Origin of the sequence: Kingella oralis (assembly GCF_014054985.1) — a bacterium.
GTDB lineage: Bacteria > Pseudomonadota > Gammaproteobacteria > Burkholderiales > Neisseriaceae > Kingella_B > Kingella_B oralis.
Window position 1 is genome coordinate 349,184 of record NZ_CP059569.1, and the last position, 21,824, is coordinate 371,007.

Sequence of the window (21,824 nt, forward strand, 5' to 3'; positions counted from 1 at the left end):
TTGCCCTTTCTTGGCGGTTGGTTAAAGTTGGTCATACCATGCTGCTTGCCAGCTGTTGTCAAATGATTGTTGTATACGAAATAATTTTGCTTGCTCGGCTAACTTGTCCATTCGTTGATGGAATTTGGCTTGCCGCTCTCTTTCGCTTATTTCGTTCATGTAGTTTTTGACTTCGCTGTTATGCTGGTTGGCGATGGTTTTCATTTGGTGGATGTATTGGACGTTGGCTTGGCGGCAGTCGTGTTTGTCTGCGCCTAGGCGTTTGGGTAGTTTGGTTTTGCCCCCTTTCAACAAAACTTTGATTTCTTCGTCGTCAAAGCCAAACCGTTCCAGTGCGTTAATACAGGGGCTGCAGGCTTGGCTTGCGTACTTTAAAACGTGTTCTAGGTTAATCATTTCGGTTTTTTTGATGCGCTCGGCTTTTTTGAGTTGTTCGCGAAACCGACTGAATAGGTCTTGGCAGATGGGATAGGCGGCGGTTAGGTAGCTACCTGCGCTGATTAAAATATCGTGTGGGATGATGTAATCGCGGTTACGGAGCTGTAATTCAAAGCGTACCCATGGGCTGCTGTTGTCGCCTTGTTCGCAGCCTTTGTCGTAAACGCGTACCATACGGCTGCTGTTGGGTGTGCCTACGTAAAAGGTTTTGCCTGTGCGTTTGTCGTCTAGCCAGTCGTAGCCGTGTAGCCTTGCTCTTGGGCGTTGTCCTTTGTTGTCAAAGCCACCGCTTTCCCATGCGGTTTTGGCTTGGTCGGGGGTGAATTCGCCGTTGATGAAGTCGTGGGCTAAGTCTATGCGGGTGATTTTGGCAAAGGGGGCGAATACTTCTAGCCAGCTATATAGGCGGTTTTCCCAGCCGTCTTGGGCTGCGGTTAAGCCGTCGCCGTATAGGTGTATCATGATGCTATCTTTTTGGTTGAGACCGCCAAAGGCGATAACGCCGTATTTGGCTGTTTCCGTACCCATTAGAAAGCTGTATTTGTAGCCGTTGATGCCGTTTTTTTGTTGGTAGATGCCGAAGCCCATTAGGGTGTGCATGAGTTCGGAGAGTTTTTCGGCAAGCTGGCGGATGTTTTCGGGGTGTTGGCCGTCTATGGGTAGGTCGGGTTCAACTAATACGTCTTGGGTAAAGGTAAATGTGAGTGTGTCTATGTGGGCTGCAGTTGCGTTGCCTTGACGTAGTGGAATTTCTTTGAGTTTGCCGTTTACCATGACGAATTGACTGGTTTTAGTGCTGTGGGCGTGTAGGGTGGGTTTTTGGGCTTTGCTGCTTTTGTCCGCCGTTTCACAAGCTGCGCCGTTTTGTCCCCCCGTGTTACTAGCGGGGGCGCTTTGCGCCGCCGTGTCTGCAATCGCCTGACGGCTGCTTGCCGCCACGTCGTCGCAACCGCTCGCTGCTGTATCTGCGGCTTGTTTTTCTAGGCGTGTGAAGCCACGTTTGGCATCGGCTTTACGGGTGTAGCTGCGGATGAATTGACCGTTGATGTATAAATCAAACTTGCCTTGTTCGTTTTGGGTGATTTGGCAGGTGTTCATTTTGCGGCTCTCTTTGCTGCTTGTTGGTTTTGACGGGCAAGTTGTCGCCAGTCGGTTTTTTCGTACTCAATCGCGTGTTCAAAAACGTTTAGATGCTTGGCTTCAAATTGGGCGATTTTTTGACAGACTTCGGCTAGGGTTTGGCAGATTTGGGTTTCTATTGCGCCTGTATTCGTTGCGTTAATAACTAGCATATTTAGCTGATAGTTTTGGCTTTCGGCGTTGCGTTTGATTTGGACGGATAAGTCGATGTTCATAAGAAAAGCCCCTTAACTCTTTTAAGTAAGGGGCTATCAGCCTTGCGGCGTATGATGGCTTGTTGCCTAAGATACTGTCAGATATGATGCCCCTTGTGGAGCTTTGAATATACAAGGCAGCCTGAAAATGGAAATAAAACCGCCCCGAGATAAATTTGACCTTGATGCCGTTGCGGCGCTGGCGGGCGTGGATGGGGCAACGTTGCGCCCGCTGCTGCCCGACTTGTTGGCATGGCTGCAAGATGCCAACTGGCTGATTGCCGCGCCGCTGGCAGACGTTTTGCGCCCGCATCAGCAGGCGTTTGATGCGGAGTTGGCGGCGGTGTTGCGCGGCGAGGATGCGGTTTGGAAAGTGTCGCTGCTGGCGGGCTTGTTGGATTATCGCGCGGGGGCGGAGACGGTGCGGGCGGCGGAGCGGATTGCGGCTTGCCCAACGGCGGCGGAGCGGGCGGAGGGGCAGATGAAGCGGCGCGGGATTTTTTGGTGCGGCGGAGGCAGCCTGAAAAGGGGTTTTAGCTTGGCAACTTCGCTGTGTTACGCAGGTGGCTTTTAGGCTATGGGAAAGATGGCGGCAAAGGTTGATGTTGCGCGGGGTGCAGGGGCTTGCCCCTGCTCGTGGTAGGCGGCGAAACGCCTGCGCTGGGAATATAGTCGCTCCACACAGCCTTATACAGCGTTGGCTCGCCTTGCTGTACTACTTGTACTATCTGCGGCTCGCCGCCTTGTATAAGACTGTGTGGAGCGACTATAACAAAAACGCTTAAAGGCAGCCTGAAAACGGGAAAATCCATTTTCAGGCTGCCTTTGACTAATCGGGCAGTTCCAGCAGCAAGCCGTCACGGTAGCCGTTTTGTCCGATTTCGTTCAGGTAGCCCAGCGGGTTGATGATGATGCGGCAGCCGTCTTGTTCGCCGTCAAAGGCTTGGTGGGTGTGCCCTGCAAGCCAGTAGGCAAAGCCGTTCAGGTCTATATCGTTGATGAAATAGGGGTTGAGCGGCGAGTCGGCATACTGCGGGGCGATGCAGGCGGGATGCGGCGGGAAGTGGGTGAGCACAATGGTGCGCAGCTGGTGGCGGAAGCGTTCAATAAAACGCAGTTGTGCTTCGTAGCGGACGATGTAGTCGGCGGGTTCAATGCGCCGTTCGCGCGGCGGCAGGCAGCCTGAAAGGCTTGTGCGCCGCTGCGCCCGTTGCCGAAGTCGCCCGCGTGGACGATTAAATCGGCTTCAGGGTGCGGGGTGTCGGAGAGGAGGTGGAGTTTCATGGTTTGGGGGCATCTGCAATGCGGACGGATTTTCAGGCTACCTTTGCGCTGGGGGGTGCTTTGCTTTATAGTGTGCGTTTCTACACACCGCACAGGAGCATAAAATGAGTTTTATTGGTATGATTATTATCGGTTTTTTTGTCGGTTTGGTGGCGCGTGCCATTTTGCCAGGCAACAATAAAATGGGCTTTTGGCTGACTTCGGGGTTGGGGATACTCGGCTCGGTGGTGGCGGGTTTTCTGGGGCAGCAGCTGGGCTGGTACACCATCGGCGAGCCTGCGGGCTTTGTGGCTTCGGTATTTGGTGCGGTGCTGATTATGGCGGTACTTGGCGGCGTGCGCCGTTAGTCTGTTTTTATTTTTTAAGGCAGCCTGAAAATGCGGTTTGGCGTTTTTCAGGCTGCTTTTTTGCTGCTATTTTTAATCCACTCTGCCTGAAATCATTAAAACATCCCATTTTTAATGATTTCTTGCAACTGCTTGGCAAAAGAATAAAACCGTTTCCGTTTTGCTGGTTTGATTGGGCATGATGTGTTTTCTTTTTTGCGTATCCGACAAAATATTTCAGGCTGCCTTTGGGACAAGGAGAGGCAGCCTGAAAATGGGAAAACGCTGTTTTAGCAAACGTGGTGGGCAATGAGTTGCTCACCCTACGGCTAGCAATGATTTTCAGGCTGCCTCTTTATTCTGCAAGCAGCGTTGCAAGGCGTTGAATACTTCGTCCACACTAGGCGGTTGCCCGATGCCGCCGAGATTAGCTGCCCACGGGCTTTCTTGCACGCCTGTTTTGGCGGGGTTGCTGTCGGTGTAGATGCCGATGGTGGGGCGGTTGGTGGCGTTGGCGAGGTGGAGCAAGCCTGTGTCCACGCCGATGACGGCTTGGGCGTGGGCGAGCAGGTGGGCGGCTTGCAGCAGGGTGAGCGGGGGGCAGACTTGGGCGAAGGGAAGCTGGGCGGCGATGGCTTGGGCACGGGCGCGTTCGGCTTCGTTGCCCCACGGCAGCAGCACGGGCAGGCTGTCGCCGGCGTGCAGTTGGGTGAGCAGGGCGTGCCAGTTTTCGCTTGCCCAGAGTTTGCTATCGCGGCTGGTGGCGTGCAGGGCGACGTGGTAGCAGGGAGGCAAATCTTTCAGGCTGCCTGCGGCTTCGGCGGGGATGGCGATGCCGAAATCGGGCGTGCCTTGGGGAGTGTAGCCGAAGGCTTGGGCGAACAGTTGGCGGTTGCGTTCTACGGCGGGTTGGTCTTTGGCAACGGGGTAGCGGTGTTGGTAGAACAGGGCGGCGAGGGGTTCGCGTGCGCTGTGTTTGTCTAGCCCGTGCACGGGGGCGGCGGCGAAGTTGGCGAATAGGGCAGATTTAATCAGCCCTTGGCTGTCTAACACGCGGTCGTAGTGGGCGGCTTTGAGCGTGCGTTGTAGGCTGCGGATTTGTTGGCGGGTGGCAGCCTGAAACAGGTGTTTGCGCCAATGTCGCCAGCGCATCTCGTGCACGCGGTGGATAAAGGGGTGCAGGCGGGCGATGTCGGCAAAGGCGGCTTCGCACAGCCAGTCTAGTTGCACGTCGGGGCGGTGGCGGGCGAGGTCGGTGATGGCGGGCAGGGTGTGGATAAGGTCGCCCATGCTGGATAGGCGCACGAGGAGGGTGTTCATGGGGGTTGGTCTCGCGGGCGAAAGGCAGCCTGAAAGTGGGGTAGGGCGTTTTAGCTTCGCTGAAACTCGCTTCACTCGTTTTCAGGCTGCCTCTGGGGGCTAATAAAGCGGGGTGTTTTCTTGCTGCGCAATGGTGTGCAACAACGCTTGGGCGCATTCTTGTGCGTAAGCCTGCGCGGCGGTTTGCACGGCTTGATAATGGTTGGCTTGCCATTCACTCAGCGGCTTCACTGCGCTGCGCTGTTCGCATTGGTAGGTAAAGGCGCGGGGATGGGCTACGTTGTCTTCGCTTTCGTAATATTTGCTGAAACGGATTTTTTGCACCAAGCGATACAGCCCTTTGTCGCCTTGGTTGTTGTATTTTTCGTAAACCAAATACACGCGCTTCCAATCAATCATAAAGTCGTATTGTTCGGTGGCGGCGGGCAGCGTGCGGTAGGTTTTGAATAAATCGTCTTTGATTAAATTGTGCAGCGTTTGGCTGGCTTGGATGGGGATTTGCGTGGGCGTGCCCACCAGCTCTTCCTTGTCCGAGCTTTGATACGAGCCGCCTGAGGTGAGCGTGGCGAGCAGTTTCAGCGTTTTTAGGGCAACGATTTTGCTGCTGTCGGAGGGGCGGATAAGATAGAGTTGGTTGCCGTTGTAGGGGTTGGCATTGGGGGTTTCTTTGTCGGCATACGTTACCACGCGCATGGAGCCGCCGCCTGCGGTGGGCGCGGTGTTTTCGTGGAGCAGCGTTTTATAGGTTTGCGCGCGCGTGCCTGCTTGAATTTGCGCTTTGCTGCGCGGTGTGTTGGGGATATGGCTGGTGCAGGCGGTAAGCAATAGCAAGGCGGCGCAAGCGGTGGTGGTTTTGAAATAAGACATGGAATGTTCTTCTGAATAAGGGTGGATAAAAAGGCGGGTTAAGCCGTGCGATTGCGTTTGCCAAAATACACAAAACCAATAATGCCCAGCATCAGCATCGGCAGGCTCAGCCATTGCCCCATAGACATCCCGCCTGTGAGCAAGCCAAGCTGGGCATCGGGCTGGCGCGCGTATTCGGCGATAAAGCGGAACAAGCCGTAGCCGCCCAAAAACACCATTGCCACTTGCCCTTCGGGGCGTTTTTTCTTGGAAAACAGCCACACAATGGCAAACAGCGCGATGCCTTCCAGCGCAAATTGGTAAAGCTGCGAGGGGTGGCGCGGCAGGCTGCCGTATTGCAGCAGCCATTCGGCGTATTGTGGGTTTTGCGCGGCAAGGGCGCGGTCGGCTTCGGCGGCTTGCGGAAAGCCCATCGCCCAGAAGTTGCCAGGGCTGGTTACGCGCCCCAAAAGCTCGCCGTTGATAAAGTTGCCAATGCGCCCCGATGCCAAGCCTGTCGGCACCAGCGGGGCAACAAAATCCATCACTTGCCAAAAGCGCAAGCCGCGCCGCTTGGCAAACAGCCACATGGCAAAGAGCACGCCCAAAAAGCCGCCGTGAAACGACATGCCGCCTTCCCACACTTTGAGCATATTGAGCGGATGGGCAAGGTATTCGCCGAGGTTGTAAAACAGGATGTAGCCGATGCGCCCGCCCAAAATCACACCGAGCACGCCGTAAGTGAGCAGGTCGTCCAGCATTTCTTTGGTGAACACGGTGTTGCCTTGTTTGATGCGCCGCCGCCCCAGCCAGATAAACAGGGCGAAGGCGACGATGTAGCTGAGGGCATACCAGCGGATGGCGAGCGGGCCCAGTTGCAGGGCGACGGGGTTGAATTGGGGATGGATAAGCATGGGGTGTCCTTGTGGTGCGGTGGTTTCAGGCGGAAATTTTTGCCAAACCGCTGATGCAGCCTGAAATCTGAATATGGAGCGGCGGCGGAGGCTCGTTACCCAATGGCAGTTCAATAGGATTTTATGGGTTGGAACGATGCCGCCGCGCCATGGGTGGTACTGCGGTTTGCAAAGGTTTCAGGCTGCCTTGGGTGTGGTTGATGAGGCAGCCTGAAAAGCGTGACGGGGGCGATTATCGCATAGTTTTGGGGCGGGGCTGGCGCGCGGTGGTTTGTGGCAGCCTGAAAACCCAATTTAGCGAAGCCAATATACTGTTCATTGTGCTTCGGCTAACATTTGTGATGCATTTGCCTTTGCACCTTATCGCGGCGCGGGCGACTTACTTTCTTTGCTTCGCCAAAGAAAGTAAGCAAAGAAAGGCGACCCCGACGTGCAGGTTCGCTGCGCATCCTTTTTTCGGCGCGTGCGAACTAGCCGCACTTCGTGCGTCGTCGAACAAGCGCACGCTTGTTCCCGAAAAAAGGATGCTCCGTTCGGCTGGACGTAGGGGAGGGGCAGCAGCATCAAACAGTTGTGAAGCGTTAGGCAGCCTGAAAATAGGAGGATGGTTTCAGGCTGCCTTCGGCATAGAAAACAAATTAAACCGCTTCCCCGAACACCGCCGCCCACAGCGTTTTCACCGCCTGATAATCGGCGAGCAGGATTTCGTTTACGGCGGCGCGGGCGAGGTCGCGCAGTTTTTTGTTGTGTTGGATTTGGCGGTAGCGGCGGTAGGCGTTTTGGGCGGCGCGGGCTTGCTCGGCGGGGATAAAGCCGCGCTGCGCTGCCATGCCCAGCAGGGCGATGTTGCCGTAGTTTTCCAGCAGCTCGGGGGCTTCATGGCTGTGGACCAGCACGAGGTATTGCACGATAAATTCTACGTCCACCACGCCGCCGCGCGCGTATTTGACGTTTTCATCATCGGCGGGGTGGGTGGCGGTGATTTTGTGGCGCATGGCGAGGATGTCGCTTTTCAGGCTGCCTATGTTGCGCGGTTGGGCGATGATTTGGCGGCGCAGTTGTTCAAATTGTGCGCCGAGCTCTTCGCTGCCGCAGATGTAGCGGGCGCGGGTGAGCGATTGGTGTTCCCATGTCCATGCGTTTTGCTGCTGGTATTGGGTGTAGGCGGCGAGGCTGTGGACCAGGAAGCCGCTGTCGCCGTTGGGGCGCAGGCGCAGGTCCAGTTCGTAAAGGCTGCCTGCGCCTGTGCTGCTGGATAACCATGTGGTCAGGCGGCGGGCGAGTTTGGTGTAGAGGCTGGCGGCTTCGGGGTGGGGGTCGTCATACAGATACACGAGGTCTAAATCGGAGGTGTAGCCGAGTTCTTTGCCGCCGAGCTTGCCGTAGCCGATGATGATGAATTGCGGGTCGGGGCGGTGGATTTTGGGGATGCTGTGCCATGCGTGGTGCAGGGTTTGGCGCAAGACGATGTCGGCAAGGCGCGAGAGTTCGTCGCTCAGGGCTTCGACTGTCCACTGCCCGGCGAGGTCTTGCACCAACAGGCGGAAGGTTTGCGCGTGTTGGAAGCGGCGCAGGGTGTCCATTTTGCTTTCGGTGTCGTCTTGGGCGTTTAAGCTGCCTGAAAGTTCGTTTTCTAACGCTGCCCAGTCTAAGGGCTGCATCAGTTGGGCAGATAGGAGTTCGTCTAACAAAATGGGGTGTTGGCGCAGGTATTCGGCTGCCCACGCGCTTTGCGACATCAGCTCGGCGACTTGGTTGAGCGCGGCGGGGTATTGCTGCAAAAAGGCGAGGTAGGCGGAGCGGCGGCTGACGGTGTCGAGAAAGTCCAGCAGGCGCAGCAGCGTGGCATCGGGGTTGGGGCGGCGGGCGGCGGCTTCTATCATGCGGGGGACGATGGCATCAAAGCGCGGCTGGGCTTGGGCGGAGAGTTGGCGGTATTTGCTGCCTTGGCGAATGTGGGCGAGGCGTTCGGCGATGCGGGCGCTGTCGGTGTAGCCCAGCGCGGCTAGCTCGTTTTGGCTGCGCCGAAATTCGCCACGCCCGTTTTCAGGCTGCCGATTGGGGGCGGCGTTGTCCCACAGCTCGGCAAGCGGGTGTTGCGCTTCGCTGTCGGGCTGCTCGGGCGGGTTGAGGATTTGGTTGAACTGTTGGTTTACAAAATCGCGTTGGGTTTTCAGGCTGCCTAAAAAGGCGGTGTAGTCGGCAAAGCCCATGCTGATGGCGAGTTGGGTTTGCTGTTCGGGATTGTCGGGCAGGGTTTGGGTTTGCTGGTCGTCCCAGTATTGCAGGCGGTGTTCCGTGTCGCGCAGGAAGCGGTAGGCGGCGAGCAGTCGGGCGACGGTGTCTTCGGGCAGGATGCCCAGCTCGCCCAGTTTCGCCAGCGTCTCTTGCGTGCCTTTCAATTGCAGGCCGGGGTTTTGCCCGCCGCGTATCATTTGGAAAATTTGGGCGATAAATTCGATTTCGCGGATGCCGCCCGCGCCGAGCTTGATGTTGTGTTCCATGCCGCGCTTTTGCACTTCTTGCTTGATTTGGCGGTGTAGCTCGCGCATGGCGTGGTAGGCGTTGTAGTCCAAATATTTGCGGAACACGAAGGGGCGCACCAGCGCGGCGATGTCGTTGGCATGGGGCGTTACGATGCGAGCTTTGCACCATGCGTAGCGTTCCCATTCGCGCCCTTGGGTGATGAGGTATTGTTCCAGCGCGGTTTCGCTGGCCACCAGCGCGCCGCTGTCGCCGTCGGGGCGCAGGCGCATATCCACGCGGAACACTTGCCCGTCGGCGGTGATGTCGCCCAACAGGGCGATGAGTTTCTGCCCCACTTTGGTGAAGAATTCTTGGTTGCTGCGCTCGCGTTTGCCGTCGGTGTCGCCGCTTTCGGGGTAGATGAAGATGAGGTCTATGTCGGAGGAGACGTTGAGCTCGTAGCCGCCTGCTTTGCCCATGGCGATGACGGTCAAATGCTGCGCCGCGCCGCTGTGCCGCCCGATTGGTGTGCCGTAGAGGGCTTGATAGTGGGCGTGGGCGTAATCCAGCGCGGTGTTGATAGCGAAGTCGGCGAATTGGGTGATGGTGCGGGTTACTTCGGCGAGGGGGGATTGGCGGTTGATGTCGCGCGCGATGATGTGGGCGAGCACATGGCGGCGCAGGATGCGAAGCTGACGGGCGATTTCGGCTTCGTTGCCATCGGCTTGCAGCTGTTGCCAGTGGGCAAATTGGGCGTAATCGTTGGGCGTGAGCGGGCGCGGCAGCCATTGGGTTAGGATGTCTAGGTTGAGGGTTTGGTTGGCGAGTTGGCGTTGCAGCCAAGGGGAAAAGGGGGCGGCGGTGTTGAGCATGGCGGGGTGGTGGGGAGTGATGGGGTGCGGGGATTTTAGCAGTTTCGGGGCGGGGTGAGGCAGCCTGAAATGGCGTGCAGTGAAGCGAAAGGGCGCAGCGGCGGTTCGCCATTGGATAATCGCCGGTACGCCATTGTGGTGTTTCAGGCTGCTTTATTGTTTGGATGAGGCAGCCTGAAACAACAAAACCGCTCGGTGTTTTACCAAACGGTTCTTTGCCGGATAGATTGGTTTTCAGGCTGCCTTATCGTGTGAACAAAGGCAGCCTGAAAACCCGCAATGGGGCGTTGGCGGCTCGCCGGTATCTCGGCAACCCATACCATTCAGTTCAACCCCCGCTTGGCGGCGAGCCGTTGCCACTCCATTTTCAGGCTGCCCACCCATCCTAAGGCAGCCTGAAAACGTTAAAATGCAGCCTGAAAACCATTATTCCACCCCAACGCCAACCATGCCCAACCCCATCCCCTTTATTTCCGCCGCCCGCCCCGTTTTCCCCGAATATTCCCCCGCGCACGACAAGCACGACGGTTTGGTTTGCGTCAGCGACGCGCTCACGCCTGAAATGCTGCTGGCGGCGTACCGCAAGGGCGTTTTCCCGTGGTTCAGCGAGCACGGCTTGTTTTACTGGTTTGCGCAGCATCCCCGCGCCGTGCTGTTGCCCGAGCGGCTGCACATCGGGCGTTCGCTCGCCAAAACCCTGCGCCGCAAAAGCTACCGCGTCAGCGTGAACGCCTGTTTTGCCGAAGTGATTGCCGCCTGCGCGCAAATCCCCCGCGCCGAGCAGGGCGGCACTTGGATTACGCCCGATTTTCAGGCTGCCTACACCGCGCTGCACCGCTTGGGACACGCGCACAGCTTTGAATGCTGGCTGCCCGACGCGGCGGGGCGGTGGCATCTGGCGGGCGGGCTGTACGGCGTGCAAATCGGCAGCGTGTTTTACGGCGAATCCATGTTTGCCCGCCGCGCCGATGCGTCCAAAATCGCCTTTGCCTGCGCCGTGCCGTTTCTGGCGCGCTGCGGCATCCGCCTGATTGACTGCCAGCAGGACACGGCGCATTTGGCGCGTTTCGGCTCGCAGTTGATGCCGTTTGAGGCGTTTCGGGCGCAGTTGGGCGAGTGGAACGAGGTGGCGTTGGCGCGGGAGATTGGGCGCGGGGTGGCGGCGGAGAATGAGGCAGCCTGAAATAGCTTGCTGCATGGTTGGCGATAACGGATTTCAGGCTGCCCTACGCGAGATAAGGCAGCCTGAAAACATGTTTGCACGATGGCGGCGGATAAGGCGTTAAACGTGCGCGCCAATAATCCGCAGCATCTGCGCCAGCACTTTGGGGTTCGCCGCCACAATGTCGCCCGTTTCCAGCCAAGTCTGCTCGCCGTGCATATCGGTAACGATGCCGCCCGCTTCTTGCACAATCAACGCGCCTGCGGCAATGTCCCACGGTTTTAAGTTGAACTCAAAAAAGCCGTCCACGCGCCCAGCGGCGAGGGCGCATAAATCCAGCGATGCTGCGCCTTCGCGGCGTGCACCTGCGGTTTTTTCAATAAAGGCTTTTAAAATAGCAAGATATGTATCCAGCATGGATTGCTCTACCACGGGGAAGCCTGTACCAATCAAGCATTGACTTAGCTCCACGCGGCTGGATACGCGGATACGGCGGTCGTTGAGCAATGCGCCTTGTCCGCGCGATGCGGTGTACAGGTCGTTGCGGGCGGGCGCGTAAACCAGCGCTTCTTTTAACACGCCTTTTTCCAGCAGCGCGATGCTGATGGCGTATTGCGGATGCCCGTGCAGATAGTTGGTGGTGCCATCCAGCGGGTCAATAATCCATTCAAATTCGGCGCGCTCGTTGCCCAATACGCCCGCTTCTTCCGACAAAATGCGGTGGTGCGGATAGGCTTCCTGCAAGGTTTCGATGATGATGGCTTCGGATTGGCGGTCCACTTCGGAAACGAAATCGTTAAACGCTTTGTTGTCGACGCGGATGCTGGAAAGATTGTTGCTGGCGCGCAGCATCATGTCGCCTGCCTTGCGGGCGGCTTTGAATGCAACGTTGAGCGCGGGGTTGAGTTGTTGGGCCATGGGGTTTCCTATTGAGATGATGAGGCAGCCTGAAAACGGTTTCAGGCTGCCGCATTTAGTGAAATCAGTTAAAGAGCGAAGCGCGGATTATACGGATTTTGCCGCTTTACGGCTATCGCCGCGCAGGCGTACCATTGCGCTTTTTTGGCGATTTGGCTATGTCTCTATCCACCCTATCCGAACAACGCAAAGGCATCTGGCTGGCATTGGCTTGCTACGGCATTTGGGGCTTGTTCCCCCTGTTTTGGTATCCGCTCAACCATTCCGCCATGCCTGCGGAACAAATTTTGGCGCAACGCATTGTGTGGTCCAGCGTGTTTGCGTTGGCGCTGCTGCTGGCGTTTTCGCAGGGCAGGGCGTTGGTTGTCGCGTTCAGGCAGCCCAAAGTTCTGGCGATGTTTGCGCTGTCGTCGCTGCTGATTGCGGCAAACTGGCTGATTTATCTTTGGGCGATTGTGCACCATCATGTGGTGGAAGCGAGCTTGGGCTACTTTATCAACCCGCTGTTTAACGTGCTGTTGGGCTTTGTGCTGTTTAAAGAGCGGCTTAATGCGTGGCAAATCGCCGCCATCGCGCTGGCATTGGCGGGCATCGCTTGGCTGGCGGTGCCTGCGGGGCAAATCCCGTGGATTTCGCTGTTTCTGGCGTTTTCGTTCGGGTTTTACGGCGCGGTGCGCAAGCTCGCGCCCATGCCGCCGCTGGCGGGGCTCACGCTGGAAACGTTGATGCTGCTGCCGTTTGCGCTGGGCTATTTGGCATGGTGCGGCATGCAAAACACGCTGGTGTTCGGCGAGCTGACGCCGTTGCAAAAAACCGTGCTGTTCGCATCGGGCGCCGCCACCACGCTGCCGCTGCTTGCCTTTGCCGCCGCCGCCAAGCGGATTACGCTGTCGCTGCTGGGCATTTTGCAAAATTTGTCGCCCACCGCGCAGCTGCTGCTGGGGCTGGCGTTTGGCGAGCAATTGAGCGGGGCGCGGCTGATAGGCTACGGCTTGGTGTGGCTGGGCGTGCTGGTGTTTTTGTATGGCGTTGGGTTGCAGATGAAACGGGAAAAGGCAGCCTGAAAACGGGGGATGCGGTTTCAGGCTGCCGTTGTATGGTTTGGGGCGTGTGCGGCTGGTTGGAACTGATGATGGCGCGTTGGCAACGAACGCCGACGTTCCCTATGGTTGTTGCAAAGGCAGCCTGAAAACGAGCAAATGGCGAGAAACCCGCTTCGCTCGTTTTCAGGCTGCCTTGGTTCGCATCCTTGCCTACCGCTCAATCAAATTTTCGCCATCCAGCCGATGCAGTCGCGCGAAAATCAAGCCCGAAAACAAGGTAAAGCCGCCAATCGCCAAAAAGGTGCAGCGAAACGCGGTTTGCACGTTGCCCGAAACGGCGGGCAGCGATGAGAAATAATGCAGCAAAGCCGCGCTGATGGCGGTGCCGAATCCCACGGCAAGCTGTTGGTTTACCGACATCAGGCTTGTGCCGCTGGCGGCTTGGTAGGGGCGCACATCCGCCAGCGTGATGGTGTTCATGCCGGTAAACTGAATGGAGTTGCACGCGCCCAAAAGCAGCAGCAGCGGCGTGAGCAGCCAAAGCGGCGTGTGGGCGTTGGGCAGAGCCAGCAGCATAATCATCGCGCCGATGATAACGGTGTTGCTCATCAGCATTTTGCGGTAGCCAAAGCGCGTAACCAGCGGTTTTACCAGCGATTTGGCGAAAATAGACGCGGCGGCAATCGGCGCTAACGCCCAGCCCGACACGGTGGCGCTGTGCCCAAAGCCCACTTGCAGCAGCAGGGGCAGAATAAACGGCAGCGAACTCATGCCGATGCGCCCCGACAGGTTGCCCAGCAGCCCCAAGCGGTAGGTGCGGACTTTGAGCAGGTTTTTGTCGTACAACGGCGCATCGGTACGCTTGGCGTGCCACACATAGCCCGCCAGCGAGGCGATGCCCAGCAGTATCAGGCTGCCCGCCAGCCATGCTTCATCGGCGCGTTGCAGCGTTTCCACCGCCACGCTCAGCCCCACCGCGCCCATGCCGAATAGCAGAAACCCCGCCAAATCAAACTGGCGCGGCGCGGCAACGGGCGGGAACACGGGCATGATTTTGAGCGTGAGATACGCCGCCGCCAGCCCCACGGGCAGGTTAATCAAAAAAATCCAATGCCAAGAAGCGTATTCCACCAAGTAGCCGCCCACAATCGGGCCAATAATTGGGCCGATGAGCGCGGGCATCACCACATAATTCATCATGTTAATCAACTGGGTTTTGTCGTAGGCGCGCACCATCACCAAGCGCGGCACGGGGGTCATCATCGCGCCGCCAATGCCTTGCACCACGCGTGCGGCAACCAGCAACGGCAAGTTGGCGGCGGCGGCGCACAGGGCGGAGCCGAGCACAAAAACCAGCATCGCGCCAAAAAACACTTGGCGGATGCCGAAGCGGTCGCTCAACCAGCCGCTTAACGGCATCAGCAGCGCAAGCGTGAGCGCGTAGGAAACCACGGCGGATTGCATTTGCAGCGGCGATTCGTGCAGGTCGGCTGCCATGGTGGGCAGCGCGGTGTTGAGCACGGTGGCGTCCAGCATGTGCATAAAGACGGCGGTGGCAAGGAGCAGGGGGAGCAGGCGGTGGGGGGCGGGTTGGGGGGTCATGGTTGGCTTTATTGGGGATTTGGGGGCGGGGCAAGTGAGGCAGCCTGAAAACCTAAAATGGCGGTTAAAAAAACGTTTTAGCTTCGCTGAAACTCGCTGCGTTCGTTTTCAGGCTGCCTTTGTTTATTCTATCAACAGCCGATAGATGGTGTGTTGGCGGCTCGCCGACATTTTCGGGAAAACGATGCGCCACTCCTAATTCTACGCGCGATGTGGTGGCGACGAGCCGTTGCTGTTCCATTTGGCTACGCTGAACTGTGTTTTCAGGCTGCCTTTAATCTGCGCCATCGTGTTTACAAGGATGAAATCGTTTAGGCAACATTGCCAGAGTGCAATAGGCAGCCTGAAAAAGCGAAAAACAGCCGCTAACAATGTTTTAGCTTCGCTGAAACGCGCTTCACTCGTTTTCAGGCTGCCTCACAATGCGAACACTATCCCCGCGCCATGCCATTCACAAAAACAATCCAATCAAATCATTCAAAAACCGCTGCCCGAGCGGGGTAGGGCGGAAATACAGCGGGTTGCCGTCCAGCAGCCCTTTTTGTTGCGCGGTCTGGATGGCGCGGCTGATTTGGGCGGCGTTGATGCCGGTGCGCTCGGGCAGGAAAGCGCTGGGCACGCCGTCGATTAGGCGCAGGGCGTTCATCATAAATTCGCCTGCTAAATCTTGCGCGGCGATGGGCTGGCGGCGGATGGCTGCCTCAGGCTGCGTTTGCATGGCGGCAAGGTATTCGCTGGGGTGGCGGCTGCGACTGGTGCGTTCTATGTGGCTGTGGTAGCTGATTTTGCCGTGCGCGCCTGCGCCGATGCCGATGTAGTCGCCAAATTGCCAGTAGTTGAGGTTGTGGCGGGCGCGTTGGCTGGGGGCGGTGGCAAACGCGCTGGTTTCGTATTGGGCGTAGCCTGCGGCGGCGAGGGCGGCGTGCACCGCGTCTTCGATGTCTTGCGCGCTTTCGCTGTCGGGGATGCCTTGCGGCGGGGTGTGCCCGAATGGGGTGTTGGGTTCTAGCGTGAGGTGGTAGGCGCTGATGTGGGTGGTGCCGTGGGCGATGGCAGCTTGCGCATCGGCTTGGGCTTGGGCGGGGGTTTGATGCGGCAGGGCATACATTAAATCTATGTTCACGCGCTCAAAAATCTGCACGGCGGCGGCGATGGCGGCATGTGCTTCGGCGGCGTTGTGGATGCGCCCGATGGCGGCAAGGTGGGCATCGTTAAAACTTTGCACGCCGATGGACAGGCGGTTGATGCCTGCTTCTTTGAAGCCTTGGAATTTTTCGCGCTCAAAGGTGCCGGGGTTGGCTTCCAGTGTGATTTCGGCTTCGGGCTGGATTTTCACGCGCGCGCGGATGGCGGATAGCAGGCTGTCGATGGCTTGTGCGCTGAACACGCTGGGCGTGCCGCCGCCGATGAAGATGGTTTCTATCGGGCGACCCCAGATGTGCGGCAGCTCGGTTTCCAAGTCGGCAATCAGCGCTTGGATGTAGCTGCGCTCGTCTAGCGTGGTTTTGATTTTGTGCGAGTTGAAATCGCAATAGGGGCATTTTTGGATGCACCACGGGATGTGGATGTAGAGCGAGAGCGGGGGCAGCGATGTGAGCGGAGTGGGTTGGAATAGGGGGGTGAGTTGCATGATGGGGTTTAAGTTTGTTTACAGGTTTTCAGGCTGCCTCTGGGTTGTTGGCACAAGGCAGCCTGAAAACGGTTATTTGTTGTTCATAAAAATCAGCGACAGCAACCCGCCTGCAATCAGCGGCCCAACAGGGATGCCGTTGAAAAACGTTACCCCAATCACCGTGCCCACCAGCAGGCCGATAATCAGGTTGGGCTGCGACTGCATCACGCCGATGCCGCGCCCCGCCAGCCACGCCACAAAAATGCCGGTGAGCACGGCAACCAGCAGTTTCAGGTCAAACAGTTGGGAAACAGGCGGCAATTGCACTTTGCCCGATACCAGCGGCGCAAGAATGCCGATGGTTAAAATCAAAATGCCCAAGCTAATCAGCGGGCGGTCGGCTTGCGGCAAATAGCGCGTGAGCACGGTTTGTTGCACCACCAGTAACACGCTGGCAGAAATCCAAATTGCGCCGTTTTTGCTGAAATAGCCCAGCGCGATAAACACAATCAGCAAGATGCTAACGGGGTTGAATGTCCAGTTCATGTTTTCAGGCTGCCTGAAAGGGGAAGGGGCGATTGTAAACCGATTTGCGTGGCGGGACGCGGTTATTCGGATAATGGTGAGGCAGCCTGAAAACCCATCAACCGCTTCACAACCATTCAGGCATTTCAGGCTGCCTAATGCCCCATTTTTCAGGATAGTCCACGCCCGTGAAATACAAGCCATCCGCCATAAACGTGGGCGGCGCGGTCAAGCGGCTTTGCGCGGCAAACATTTCGGCAAACTCGCCCACCGCCAGCCGCCCGCAGCCCACATACACCAACGCGCCCACAATATTGCGCACCATATGATGCAAAAACGCATTGGCGTGAAAATCTATTTTGATGAAGCTAGGGCAGCCTGAAAACGCAATCGCATACACCGTTTTCACGGGCGATTTGGCTTGACACTCGGCGGCGCGGAAGCTGGAAAAATCGTGTTCGCCTAGCAGCAAAGCCGCCGCTTTTTGCATGGCAGCCATATCCAGCGGATAGTGCGTCCAGCCCGCCCGCCCCACCAGCAACGGTGAGCGCACAGGCGCAGATTGCAGCAGATAGCGGTAATGCCGTCCGCAGGCATCAAAGCGCGCGTGAAAATCGGGCGCAACGGCTTGGGCGTGCAATACGGCGATGCCATCGGGCAAATGCGCGTTCACGCCGCGCACCCAAGCCGTGAGCGGGCGCGTGGCGTGGCTGTCAAAATGCACCACCTGCGCCGTGGCGTGCACGCCTGTGTCGGTGCGCCCCGCGGCGGTGATGGCGACAGGCTCGCCCGCGATTTGCGCGAGGGCGTGTTCCAGCGCGGTTTGAATGGTGGGGATGCCAGCGGCTTGCTTTTGGAAGCCGAAAAAGGCGCTGCCGTTGTAGGATAGGGTAAGGGCGTAGCGGGTCATGGTGGGAATGGGGGTAAAAATAATTTTCAGGCTGCCTCAACGCGGTAAGGCAGCCTGAAAACAATCAAACAGCAAAGCGCAAAAGATTAAACCCCGCGCAACAATTCATTCACGCTGGTTTTGGCGCGCGTTTTCGCGTCCACTTTTTTCACAATCACCGCGCAATACAAGCTATGCGAGCCATCTTTGCTGGGCAGGCTGCCTGAAACCACCACCGAGCCAGCAGGCACGCGCCCATAATGAATTTCGCCCGTTTCGCGGTCGTAAATTTTGGTGGATTGCCCGATGAACACGCCCATGGAAATCACGCTGCCTTCTTCCACCACCACGCCTTCCACAATCTCGCTGCGCGCGCCGATAAAGCAGTTGTCCTCAATAATCGTGGGCGCAGCTTGCAACGGCTCCAACACGCCGCCAATGCCCACGCCGCCGCTCAAATGCACGTTTTTGCCGATTTGCGCGCACGAGCCCACCGTAACCCAAGTGTCCACCATCGTGCCTTCGTCCACATACGCGCCAATATTCACATAAGACGGCATCAACACCGCATTTTTCGCCACAAAGCTGCCGCGGCGCGCAATCGCCCCAGGCACGGCGCGAAAACCGGCAGCCTGAAAATCCGCCTGCGACCAGTTGGCAAACTTGGTCGGCACTTTGTCAAAATAACGGTTCACGCCATCATCCGCCAATTCGTTGTCTTGAATGCGAAACGACAGCAACACCGCCTTTTTCGCCCATTCGTTCACCAACCAATCGCCCACGCCGCGGCGTTCTGCCACGCGCAGCGAGCCGTTGTCTAGCTGGCGCATGGTTTCCAGCACCGCCTCTTTCACCTCGGGCTGCACATTGGCAGGCGTGATTTCGGCGCGGTTTTCAAAAGCGGTTTCAATAATCTGTTGCAAAGACATGGCTTTATCCTTATGAAGTTGAGCAAGAAAGCCACGATTGTAGCGCAAAAAGGTTTTTCAGGCTGCCTTAAATACATTTACAATTTATGCCAACTATTTTGCATTTAGGAAACCGCGTGATGAAAAAAATCCTCTTTATCTGTTTGGGCAACATCTGCCGCTCGCCGATGGCAGAATACCTTTTCCGCAGCATGGCGGCCGAGCGCGGCATCCCCGTGCACACCGCCAGCGCAGGCACATCAGGCTGGCACGACGGCGAAGGGATGCACTGCGGCACAGCCGACGTGTTGGACGGACTGGGCATCGCCTCGCAAGATTTTGTCAGCCGCAAAATCAAAAAAAGCGATTTGAACGACTACGATTACTTAATCGTGATGGACGACAGCAATTTGCGCGATGCCGAAAAATTCTTCGGCAGGCAGCCTGAAAAAATCTTCAAAATCACCGACCTGTTGCCCAAAGGCAGCGGCTACGACCACGTTCCCGACCCGTGGTACACAGGCAATTTCAACGAAACGCGCGATATTCTTACCGCCTGCTGCGATGTGCTGCTCACGCGGCTGCAACAGGGCGAAATGTAGCGGCAAATGGGCGCAATCAAGCGGTTTATGGCGCAAGGCTGAACGTTATCCCGCGTAATGAAATGTAATTTTCAGGCAGCCTGAAAACGGCTTGCGCTAAAATAAAACCGCTTTTGGATAACTTTGGCGGGCGTTGTTTGCCCCCTTTTGCTGTTAAAACCTGCGTTTACAAGCACACGATGATTGCAAACGCAGGTTTTGCGATAAAGACGCAGTTCGCCGCAATGCCCGCCGTGGTTATTCAAAGCACCCCCATTTTTCCGAAAGGACGCACGATGAAAAAAATCCTATTCGCCTTGCTACTGGGCACGCTCGCCACCGCCGCCAGCGCAGAATTAATGTATTACGGCGACGACAGCCCCAGAATTGAGCTTGACCGCAGCAGAATAGGCATTGATCGCAGCGACCGCGCATACGAACGGCGCGGGCGATACGATGACGACTATCGCTACGACCGCCGCTACGACCGTTATGATCGCTACGACCGCCGTTACCGCGATTATGATGATTACCGCCGCGACAATCGCCGCTACCGAGATTACGGCTACACCTTCGATTCCGACAACGGCTTCAATATCCGCTACGGCTGGGGCAACGACAACACCCGCATTGATATGCGCTATGGCAACGGCTACCGCCGTTACCGCGATTATGACGATGGCTATCGCCGCCGCCCTCGCCGTTATCGTGGCGGGTGGTAAAACCGCGCGCTTAGGCAGCCTGAAACACCGTTTGGCGCGTTTGTCGGGCGCGGCGCAACACAAAAACACGGTTATCGGATGATGACCGTGTTTTTTTGCGGCTGCTGGTTGAACGGGGCGGGACGGCGTTTCAGGCTGCCTGTGCCAACAACACGTCCCGAATCTCCCGCGCTTCCCAAATCCGCAGCCGTTCATCGCGCAGGCTTGCCGCAATCATCGCCGCCGCCAAATCTTCCACCCGCAGCGGTTGATACGCGCGCAGCAAGCCCAGCGCATTAAACACCGCCAACGCTTTTGTCGCCCAAATTTCCCCCGCGCGATCGCTATCGGGGCGCAACAGCACAGGCGGGCGCAAAATCGCCGTGTGTGCAAAGCCCAACGCCGTTACCGCCTGCTCCAACACGCCTTTCATGCGCGAATAAAACGCGTGGGCGTTGGCATCCGCCATCTGCGCCGACACCAACACATAACGCGACACGCCGTTGCGTTGCGCAGCTTGGGCAAAGGCAAGCTGCAAATCGTGGTCAATCGCCCACATCGCTTCTTGGCTGCCCGCAGCTTTGATGGTTGTACCCAAGCAAGAAAACAACACATCGCCGCGCACCTTGTCTTGCCATGTTTCAGGCTGCCGAAAATCCACAATATGCGTGGTGAGTTTATCGTGCGCCAACGCTAGATCGCGGCGTGCAAAAACCGCTACCGATTGAAAACGCGCATCCGCCAAAAGCTGCTGCGTGAGTGCTTGTCCTGTTGCGCCCGTTGCGCCGAGTATCAGTGCCTGTATCGTTCATCCTATCTTGTTCACAGAAATCGTATTCCGTTTTTTAGGCTGCCTTAATGCTCATCATAGGCAGCCTGAAAACCCTTAAACCACGCGCGCTTTAAGCAAATCGTGCATATTCAACGCGCCCACCAAATGCATCCCTTCATCGCACACCAATAGCCCGCCAATCCGCTTCTCTTGCATCATGCGCAAAGCTTCGCTCGCCAGTTTATCGGGTGCGATAAATTTCGGCTCGCGCTTCATCACATCGTTCACCGTAAGCCCTGCAAACGAATCGCGCTGTTCAAACAAACGGCGCAAATCCCCATCCGTTAGCACGCCTTTCAGGCAGCCTGAAACGTCCACCACCGCCAGCATCCCCAAGCCCTTTTCGCTCATGGTAACAATCGCCGATTTCAGCAGCGTTCGCTCCGCCACCGCAGGCAGTTCCGCGCCCGAGTGCATCAAATCGCCCACCGTGAGCAGCAAACGCCGCCCCAAGCTGCCCGCAGGATGGCTCAACGCAAAATCTTCCGAAGTAAAACGCCGCGCTTGCAGCAGCACAATCGCCAACGCATCGCCCAGCGCCAACACCGCCGTGGTGCTGGAAGTGGGCGCAAGGTTGAGCGGGCAAGCCTCGTGCGACACTGCCGCCCGAATATGAATGTCGGCAAACCGCGCCAAACTGGATTGCGCGTTCGACGACACCCCAATCAACACCGTGTCCTTGCGCTTTAACGCCGGCAAAATCGCCAAAATCTCATCGCTCTCGCCCGAATTGGACAACGCCAGCACCACATCGCCATCCACAATCATCCCCAAATCGCCATGCGCCGCCTCGGCAGGGTGCACAAAAAACGCAGGCGTGCCCGTGGAAGCCAGCGTTGCCGCCATTTTGCGCCCGATATGCCCCGATTTGCCCATGCCCGTTACAATCACCCGCCCGCGGCAAGCCAACACCGCCTCCGCCGCGCGCACAAAATCCGCCCCCAGCCCCGCCGATACTTCCCCAATCGCCGCCGCCTCGCTTGCCAACGCCTCGCGCGCCCATAAAAGATACTGATGAACCATTGCTACCTCTATTTATATCCATTCGTTTAAAACCACCAAATAGCGTTAGCGAAACTTAATATCATTTGCTATACACCAATCTGCTGTTCCAAATGAGAATTATTTGACTAAAAACAAGATTTTATCACAACAGTTTAGCAAAAATTCGCCCGCAAAAAATCAAAAGCAAAACAACCATATAGCGTAGATTAGAGCCTATGCCTAAAAAATAATATTGTATGAATACAA

24 protein-coding genes are annotated in these 21,824 nt (G+C 57.1%); 8 read left to right on the forward strand and 16 right to left on the reverse strand.

The features are described 5' to 3' along the window. Nucleotides 1-21: 21 nt before the first annotated feature. Nucleotides 22-1,536 (reverse strand): replication initiation factor domain-containing protein, encoded by a 1,515-nt coding sequence (locus H3L93_RS01825; RefSeq protein ID WP_003797579.1) that lies wholly within the window; start codon nt 1,534-1,536, stop codon nt 22-24. Further along, complete coding sequence (locus H3L93_RS01830) at nt 1,533-1,793, reverse strand: hypothetical protein (protein ID WP_003797578.1); 261 nt, start codon at nt 1,791-1,793, stop codon at nt 1,533-1,535. The genes H3L93_RS01825 and H3L93_RS01830 overlap by 4 nt, the downstream gene beginning before the upstream one ends. A 127-nt stretch (nt 1,794-1,920) precedes the next feature. On the opposite strand from H3L93_RS01830, the gene H3L93_RS01835 reads away from it, so the two are divergent. Further along, a complete protein-coding gene (locus H3L93_RS01835; protein ID WP_003797577.1) occupies nt 1,921-2,346 on the forward strand; it encodes a DUF5071 domain-containing protein in 426 nt (141 codons plus the stop codon). Between the two features lie 255 nt (nt 2,347-2,601). Here H3L93_RS01835 and H3L93_RS13075 read toward each other — a convergent pair whose 3' ends face one another. Further along, nucleotides 2,602-2,847, reverse strand: coding sequence for a metallophosphoesterase family protein (locus H3L93_RS13075; protein WP_050755581.1), 246 nt, complete (start codon nt 2,845-2,847; stop codon nt 2,602-2,604). 313 nt (nt 2,848-3,160) lie between these two features. Here H3L93_RS13075 and H3L93_RS01845 point away from each other — a divergent pair, with 313 nt between their 5' ends. Continuing rightward, nucleotides 3,161-3,403, forward strand: coding sequence for a GlsB/YeaQ/YmgE family stress response membrane protein (locus tag H3L93_RS01845; RefSeq protein ID WP_003797574.1), 243 nt, complete (start codon nt 3,161-3,163; stop codon nt 3,401-3,403). A 321-nt stretch (nt 3,404-3,724) separates the two neighbouring features. On the opposite strand, the gene waaC is transcribed toward H3L93_RS01845, so the two are convergent. The 4 genes from waaC to glnE form a co-directional block, all read right to left on the reverse strand. Continuing rightward, on the reverse strand, nt 3,725-4,702 hold the full coding sequence (gene waaC, locus H3L93_RS01850; RefSeq protein WP_003797572.1) for a lipopolysaccharide heptosyltransferase I: 978 nt from the start codon (nt 4,700-4,702) through the stop codon (nt 3,725-3,727). A gap of 99 nt (nt 4,703-4,801) precedes the next feature. Beyond that, on the reverse strand, nt 4,802-5,569 hold the full coding sequence (locus tag H3L93_RS01855; protein WP_003797571.1) for a hypothetical protein: 768 nt from the start codon (nt 5,567-5,569) through the stop codon (nt 4,802-4,804). Between the two features lie 38 nt (nt 5,570-5,607). Continuing rightward, the gene (lgt, locus tag H3L93_RS01860) at nt 5,608-6,462 is read right to left on the reverse strand and encodes a prolipoprotein diacylglyceryl transferase (protein WP_003797570.1); all 855 of its coding nucleotides are present in this window, start codon (nt 6,460-6,462) and stop codon (nt 5,608-5,610) included. Nucleotides 6,463-7,100: 638 nt separating this feature from the next. Then, nucleotides 7,101-9,800 carry a bifunctional [glutamate--ammonia ligase]-adenylyl-L-tyrosine phosphorylase/[glutamate--ammonia-ligase] adenylyltransferase gene (glnE, locus tag H3L93_RS01865; protein WP_003797566.1) on the reverse strand — a complete coding sequence of 900 codons (2,700 nt, stop codon included), beginning with the start codon at nt 9,798-9,800 and terminating at the stop codon, nt 7,101-7,103. A 215-nt stretch (nt 9,801-10,015) separates the two neighbouring features. Here glnE and H3L93_RS01870 point away from each other — a divergent pair, with 215 nt between their 5' ends. After that, nucleotides 10,016-10,189 (forward strand): hypothetical protein, encoded by a 174-nt coding sequence (locus H3L93_RS01870; RefSeq protein WP_155803183.1) that lies wholly within the window; start codon nt 10,016-10,018, stop codon nt 10,187-10,189. 59 nt (nt 10,190-10,248) lie between these two features. Then, nucleotides 10,249-10,983 carry a leucyl/phenylalanyl-tRNA--protein transferase gene (gene aat, locus H3L93_RS01875; RefSeq protein ID WP_003797564.1) on the forward strand — a complete coding sequence of 245 codons (735 nt, stop codon included), beginning with the start codon at nt 10,249-10,251 and terminating at the stop codon, nt 10,981-10,983. A gap of 99 nt (nt 10,984-11,082) precedes the next feature. Here aat and H3L93_RS01880 read toward each other — a convergent pair whose 3' ends face one another. Continuing rightward, complete coding sequence (locus H3L93_RS01880) at nt 11,083-11,880, reverse strand: inositol monophosphatase family protein (protein WP_003797563.1); 798 nt, start codon at nt 11,878-11,880, stop codon at nt 11,083-11,085. Between the two features lie 158 nt (nt 11,881-12,038). On the opposite strand from H3L93_RS01880, the gene rarD reads away from it, so the two are divergent. After that, nucleotides 12,039-12,944: an EamA family transporter RarD gene (gene rarD, locus H3L93_RS01885; protein ID WP_003797562.1), complete on the forward strand. Its 906-nt coding sequence runs from the start codon at nt 12,039-12,041 to the stop codon at nt 12,942-12,944. 189 nt (nt 12,945-13,133) lie between these two features. On the opposite strand, the gene H3L93_RS01890 is transcribed toward rarD, so the two are convergent. The 6 genes from H3L93_RS01890 to dapD all read right to left on the reverse strand — a co-directional run bounded on the left by H3L93_RS01890 (nt 13,134) and on the right by dapD (nt 18,480). Then, nucleotides 13,134-14,525: a DHA2 family efflux MFS transporter permease subunit gene (locus H3L93_RS01890; RefSeq protein WP_182077696.1), complete on the reverse strand. Its 1,392-nt coding sequence runs from the start codon at nt 14,523-14,525 to the stop codon at nt 13,134-13,136. 64 nt (nt 14,526-14,589) lie between these two features. Continuing rightward, nucleotides 14,590-14,766 carry a hypothetical protein gene (locus H3L93_RS01895; protein ID WP_155803182.1) on the reverse strand — a complete coding sequence of 59 codons (177 nt, stop codon included), beginning with the start codon at nt 14,764-14,766 and terminating at the stop codon, nt 14,590-14,592. A gap of 210 nt (nt 14,767-14,976) precedes the next feature. Continuing rightward, nucleotides 14,977-16,155, reverse strand: a complete 1,179-nt coding sequence (gene hemW / locus H3L93_RS01900) for a radical SAM family heme chaperone HemW (RefSeq protein ID WP_003797557.1) — start codon at nt 16,153-16,155, stop codon at nt 14,977-14,979. A gap of 72 nt (nt 16,156-16,227) precedes the next feature. Beyond that, a complete protein-coding gene (locus tag H3L93_RS01905; RefSeq protein WP_003797555.1) occupies nt 16,228-16,683 on the reverse strand; it encodes a DUF441 domain-containing protein in 456 nt (151 codons plus the stop codon). A 106-nt stretch (nt 16,684-16,789) separates the two neighbouring features. Further along, entirely contained in the window at nt 16,790-17,572 is a 783-nt protein-coding gene (gene truA, locus H3L93_RS01910; protein WP_003797552.1) for a tRNA pseudouridine(38-40) synthase TruA, read from the reverse strand. A gap of 86 nt (nt 17,573-17,658) precedes the next feature. Further along, nucleotides 17,659-18,480 (reverse strand): 2,3,4,5-tetrahydropyridine-2,6-dicarboxylate N-succinyltransferase, encoded by an 822-nt coding sequence (dapD, locus tag H3L93_RS01915; RefSeq protein ID WP_003797550.1) that lies wholly within the window; start codon nt 18,478-18,480, stop codon nt 17,659-17,661. A 119-nt stretch (nt 18,481-18,599) separates the two neighbouring features. On the opposite strand from dapD, the gene H3L93_RS01920 reads away from it, so the two are divergent. From H3L93_RS01920 to H3L93_RS13270, 3 genes are all read left to right on the forward strand, one after another. Then, the gene (locus H3L93_RS01920; protein WP_003797545.1) at nt 18,600-19,061 is read left to right on the forward strand and encodes a low molecular weight protein-tyrosine-phosphatase; all 462 of its coding nucleotides are present in this window, start codon (nt 18,600-18,602) and stop codon (nt 19,059-19,061) included. Nucleotides 19,062-19,336: 275 nt separating this feature from the next. Further along, nucleotides 19,337-19,762, forward strand: coding sequence for a hypothetical protein (locus H3L93_RS01925; protein WP_182077697.1), 426 nt, complete (start codon nt 19,337-19,339; stop codon nt 19,760-19,762). Next, nucleotides 19,719-19,844: a hypothetical protein gene (locus tag H3L93_RS13270; RefSeq protein WP_281365022.1), complete on the forward strand. Its 126-nt coding sequence runs from the start codon at nt 19,719-19,721 to the stop codon at nt 19,842-19,844. The genes H3L93_RS01925 and H3L93_RS13270 overlap by 44 nt, the downstream gene beginning before the upstream one ends. A gap of 48 nt (nt 19,845-19,892) precedes the next feature. On the opposite strand, the gene H3L93_RS01930 is transcribed toward H3L93_RS13270, so the two are convergent. Together H3L93_RS01930 and H3L93_RS01935 are read right to left on the reverse strand one after the other, a co-directional pair. Further along, complete coding sequence (locus H3L93_RS01930) at nt 19,893-20,486, reverse strand: Rossmann-fold NAD(P)-binding domain-containing protein (RefSeq protein ID WP_003797539.1); 594 nt, start codon at nt 20,484-20,486, stop codon at nt 19,893-19,895. 141 nt (nt 20,487-20,627) lie between these two features. Further along, nucleotides 20,628-21,596 carry a KpsF/GutQ family sugar-phosphate isomerase gene (locus H3L93_RS01935; protein ID WP_003797536.1) on the reverse strand — a complete coding sequence of 323 codons (969 nt, stop codon included), beginning with the start codon at nt 21,594-21,596 and terminating at the stop codon, nt 20,628-20,630. Between the last annotated feature and the right edge of the window lie 228 nt (nt 21,597-21,824).

Coding starts and splice junctions, on each gene's coding strand:
- H3L93_RS01825 (WP_003797579.1), bottom strand. CDS start 1,536: ATGAACACCTGCCAAATCACCCAAAACGAACAAGGCAAGTTTGATTTA.
- H3L93_RS01830 (WP_003797578.1), bottom strand. CDS start 1,793: ATGAACATCGACTTATCCGTCCAAATCAAACGCAACGCCGAAAGCCAA.
- H3L93_RS01835 (WP_003797577.1), top strand. CDS start 1,921: ATGGAAATAAAACCGCCCCGAGATAAATTTGACCTTGATGCCGTTGCG.
- H3L93_RS01845 (WP_003797574.1), top strand. CDS start 3,161: ATGAGTTTTATTGGTATGATTATTATCGGTTTTTTTGTCGGTTTGGTG.
- waaC (WP_003797572.1), bottom strand. CDS start 4,702: ATGAACACCCTCCTCGTGCGCCTATCCAGCATGGGCGACCTTATCCAC.
- H3L93_RS01855 (WP_003797571.1), bottom strand. CDS start 5,569: ATGTCTTATTTCAAAACCACCACCGCTTGCGCCGCCTTGCTATTGCTT.
- lgt (WP_003797570.1), bottom strand. CDS start 6,462: ATGCTTATCCATCCCCAATTCAACCCCGTCGCCCTGCAACTGGGCCCG.
- glnE (WP_003797566.1), bottom strand. CDS start 9,800: ATGCTCAACACCGCCGCCCCCTTTTCCCCTTGGCTGCAACGCCAACTC.
- aat (WP_003797564.1), top strand. CDS start 10,249: ATGCCCAACCCCATCCCCTTTATTTCCGCCGCCCGCCCCGTTTTCCCC.
- H3L93_RS01880 (WP_003797563.1), bottom strand. CDS start 11,880: ATGGCCCAACAACTCAACCCCGCGCTCAACGTTGCATTCAAAGCCGCC.
- rarD (WP_003797562.1), top strand. CDS start 12,039: ATGTCTCTATCCACCCTATCCGAACAACGCAAAGGCATCTGGCTGGCA.
- H3L93_RS01890 (WP_182077696.1), bottom strand. CDS start 14,525: ATGACCCCCCAACCCGCCCCCCACCGCCTGCTCCCCCTGCTCCTTGCC.
- H3L93_RS01895 (WP_155803182.1), bottom strand. CDS start 14,766: ATGGAACAGCAACGGCTCGTCGCCACCACATCGCGCGTAGAATTAGGA.
- hemW (WP_003797557.1), bottom strand. CDS start 16,155: ATGCAACTCACCCCCCTATTCCAACCCACTCCGCTCACATCGCTGCCC.
- H3L93_RS01905 (WP_003797555.1), bottom strand. CDS start 16,683: ATGAACTGGACATTCAACCCCGTTAGCATCTTGCTGATTGTGTTTATC.
- truA (WP_003797552.1), bottom strand. CDS start 17,572: ATGACCCGCTACGCCCTTACCCTATCCTACAACGGCAGCGCCTTTTTC.
- dapD (WP_003797550.1), bottom strand. CDS start 18,480: ATGTCTTTGCAACAGATTATTGAAACCGCTTTTGAAAACCGCGCCGAA.
- H3L93_RS01920 (WP_003797545.1), top strand. CDS start 18,600: ATGAAAAAAATCCTCTTTATCTGTTTGGGCAACATCTGCCGCTCGCCG.
- H3L93_RS01925 (WP_182077697.1), top strand. CDS start 19,337: ATGAAAAAAATCCTATTCGCCTTGCTACTGGGCACGCTCGCCACCGCC.
- H3L93_RS13270 (WP_281365022.1), top strand. CDS start 19,719: ATGGCTATCGCCGCCGCCCTCGCCGTTATCGTGGCGGGTGGTAAAACC.
- H3L93_RS01935 (WP_003797536.1), bottom strand. CDS start 21,596: ATGGTTCATCAGTATCTTTTATGGGCGCGCGAGGCGTTGGCAAGCGAG.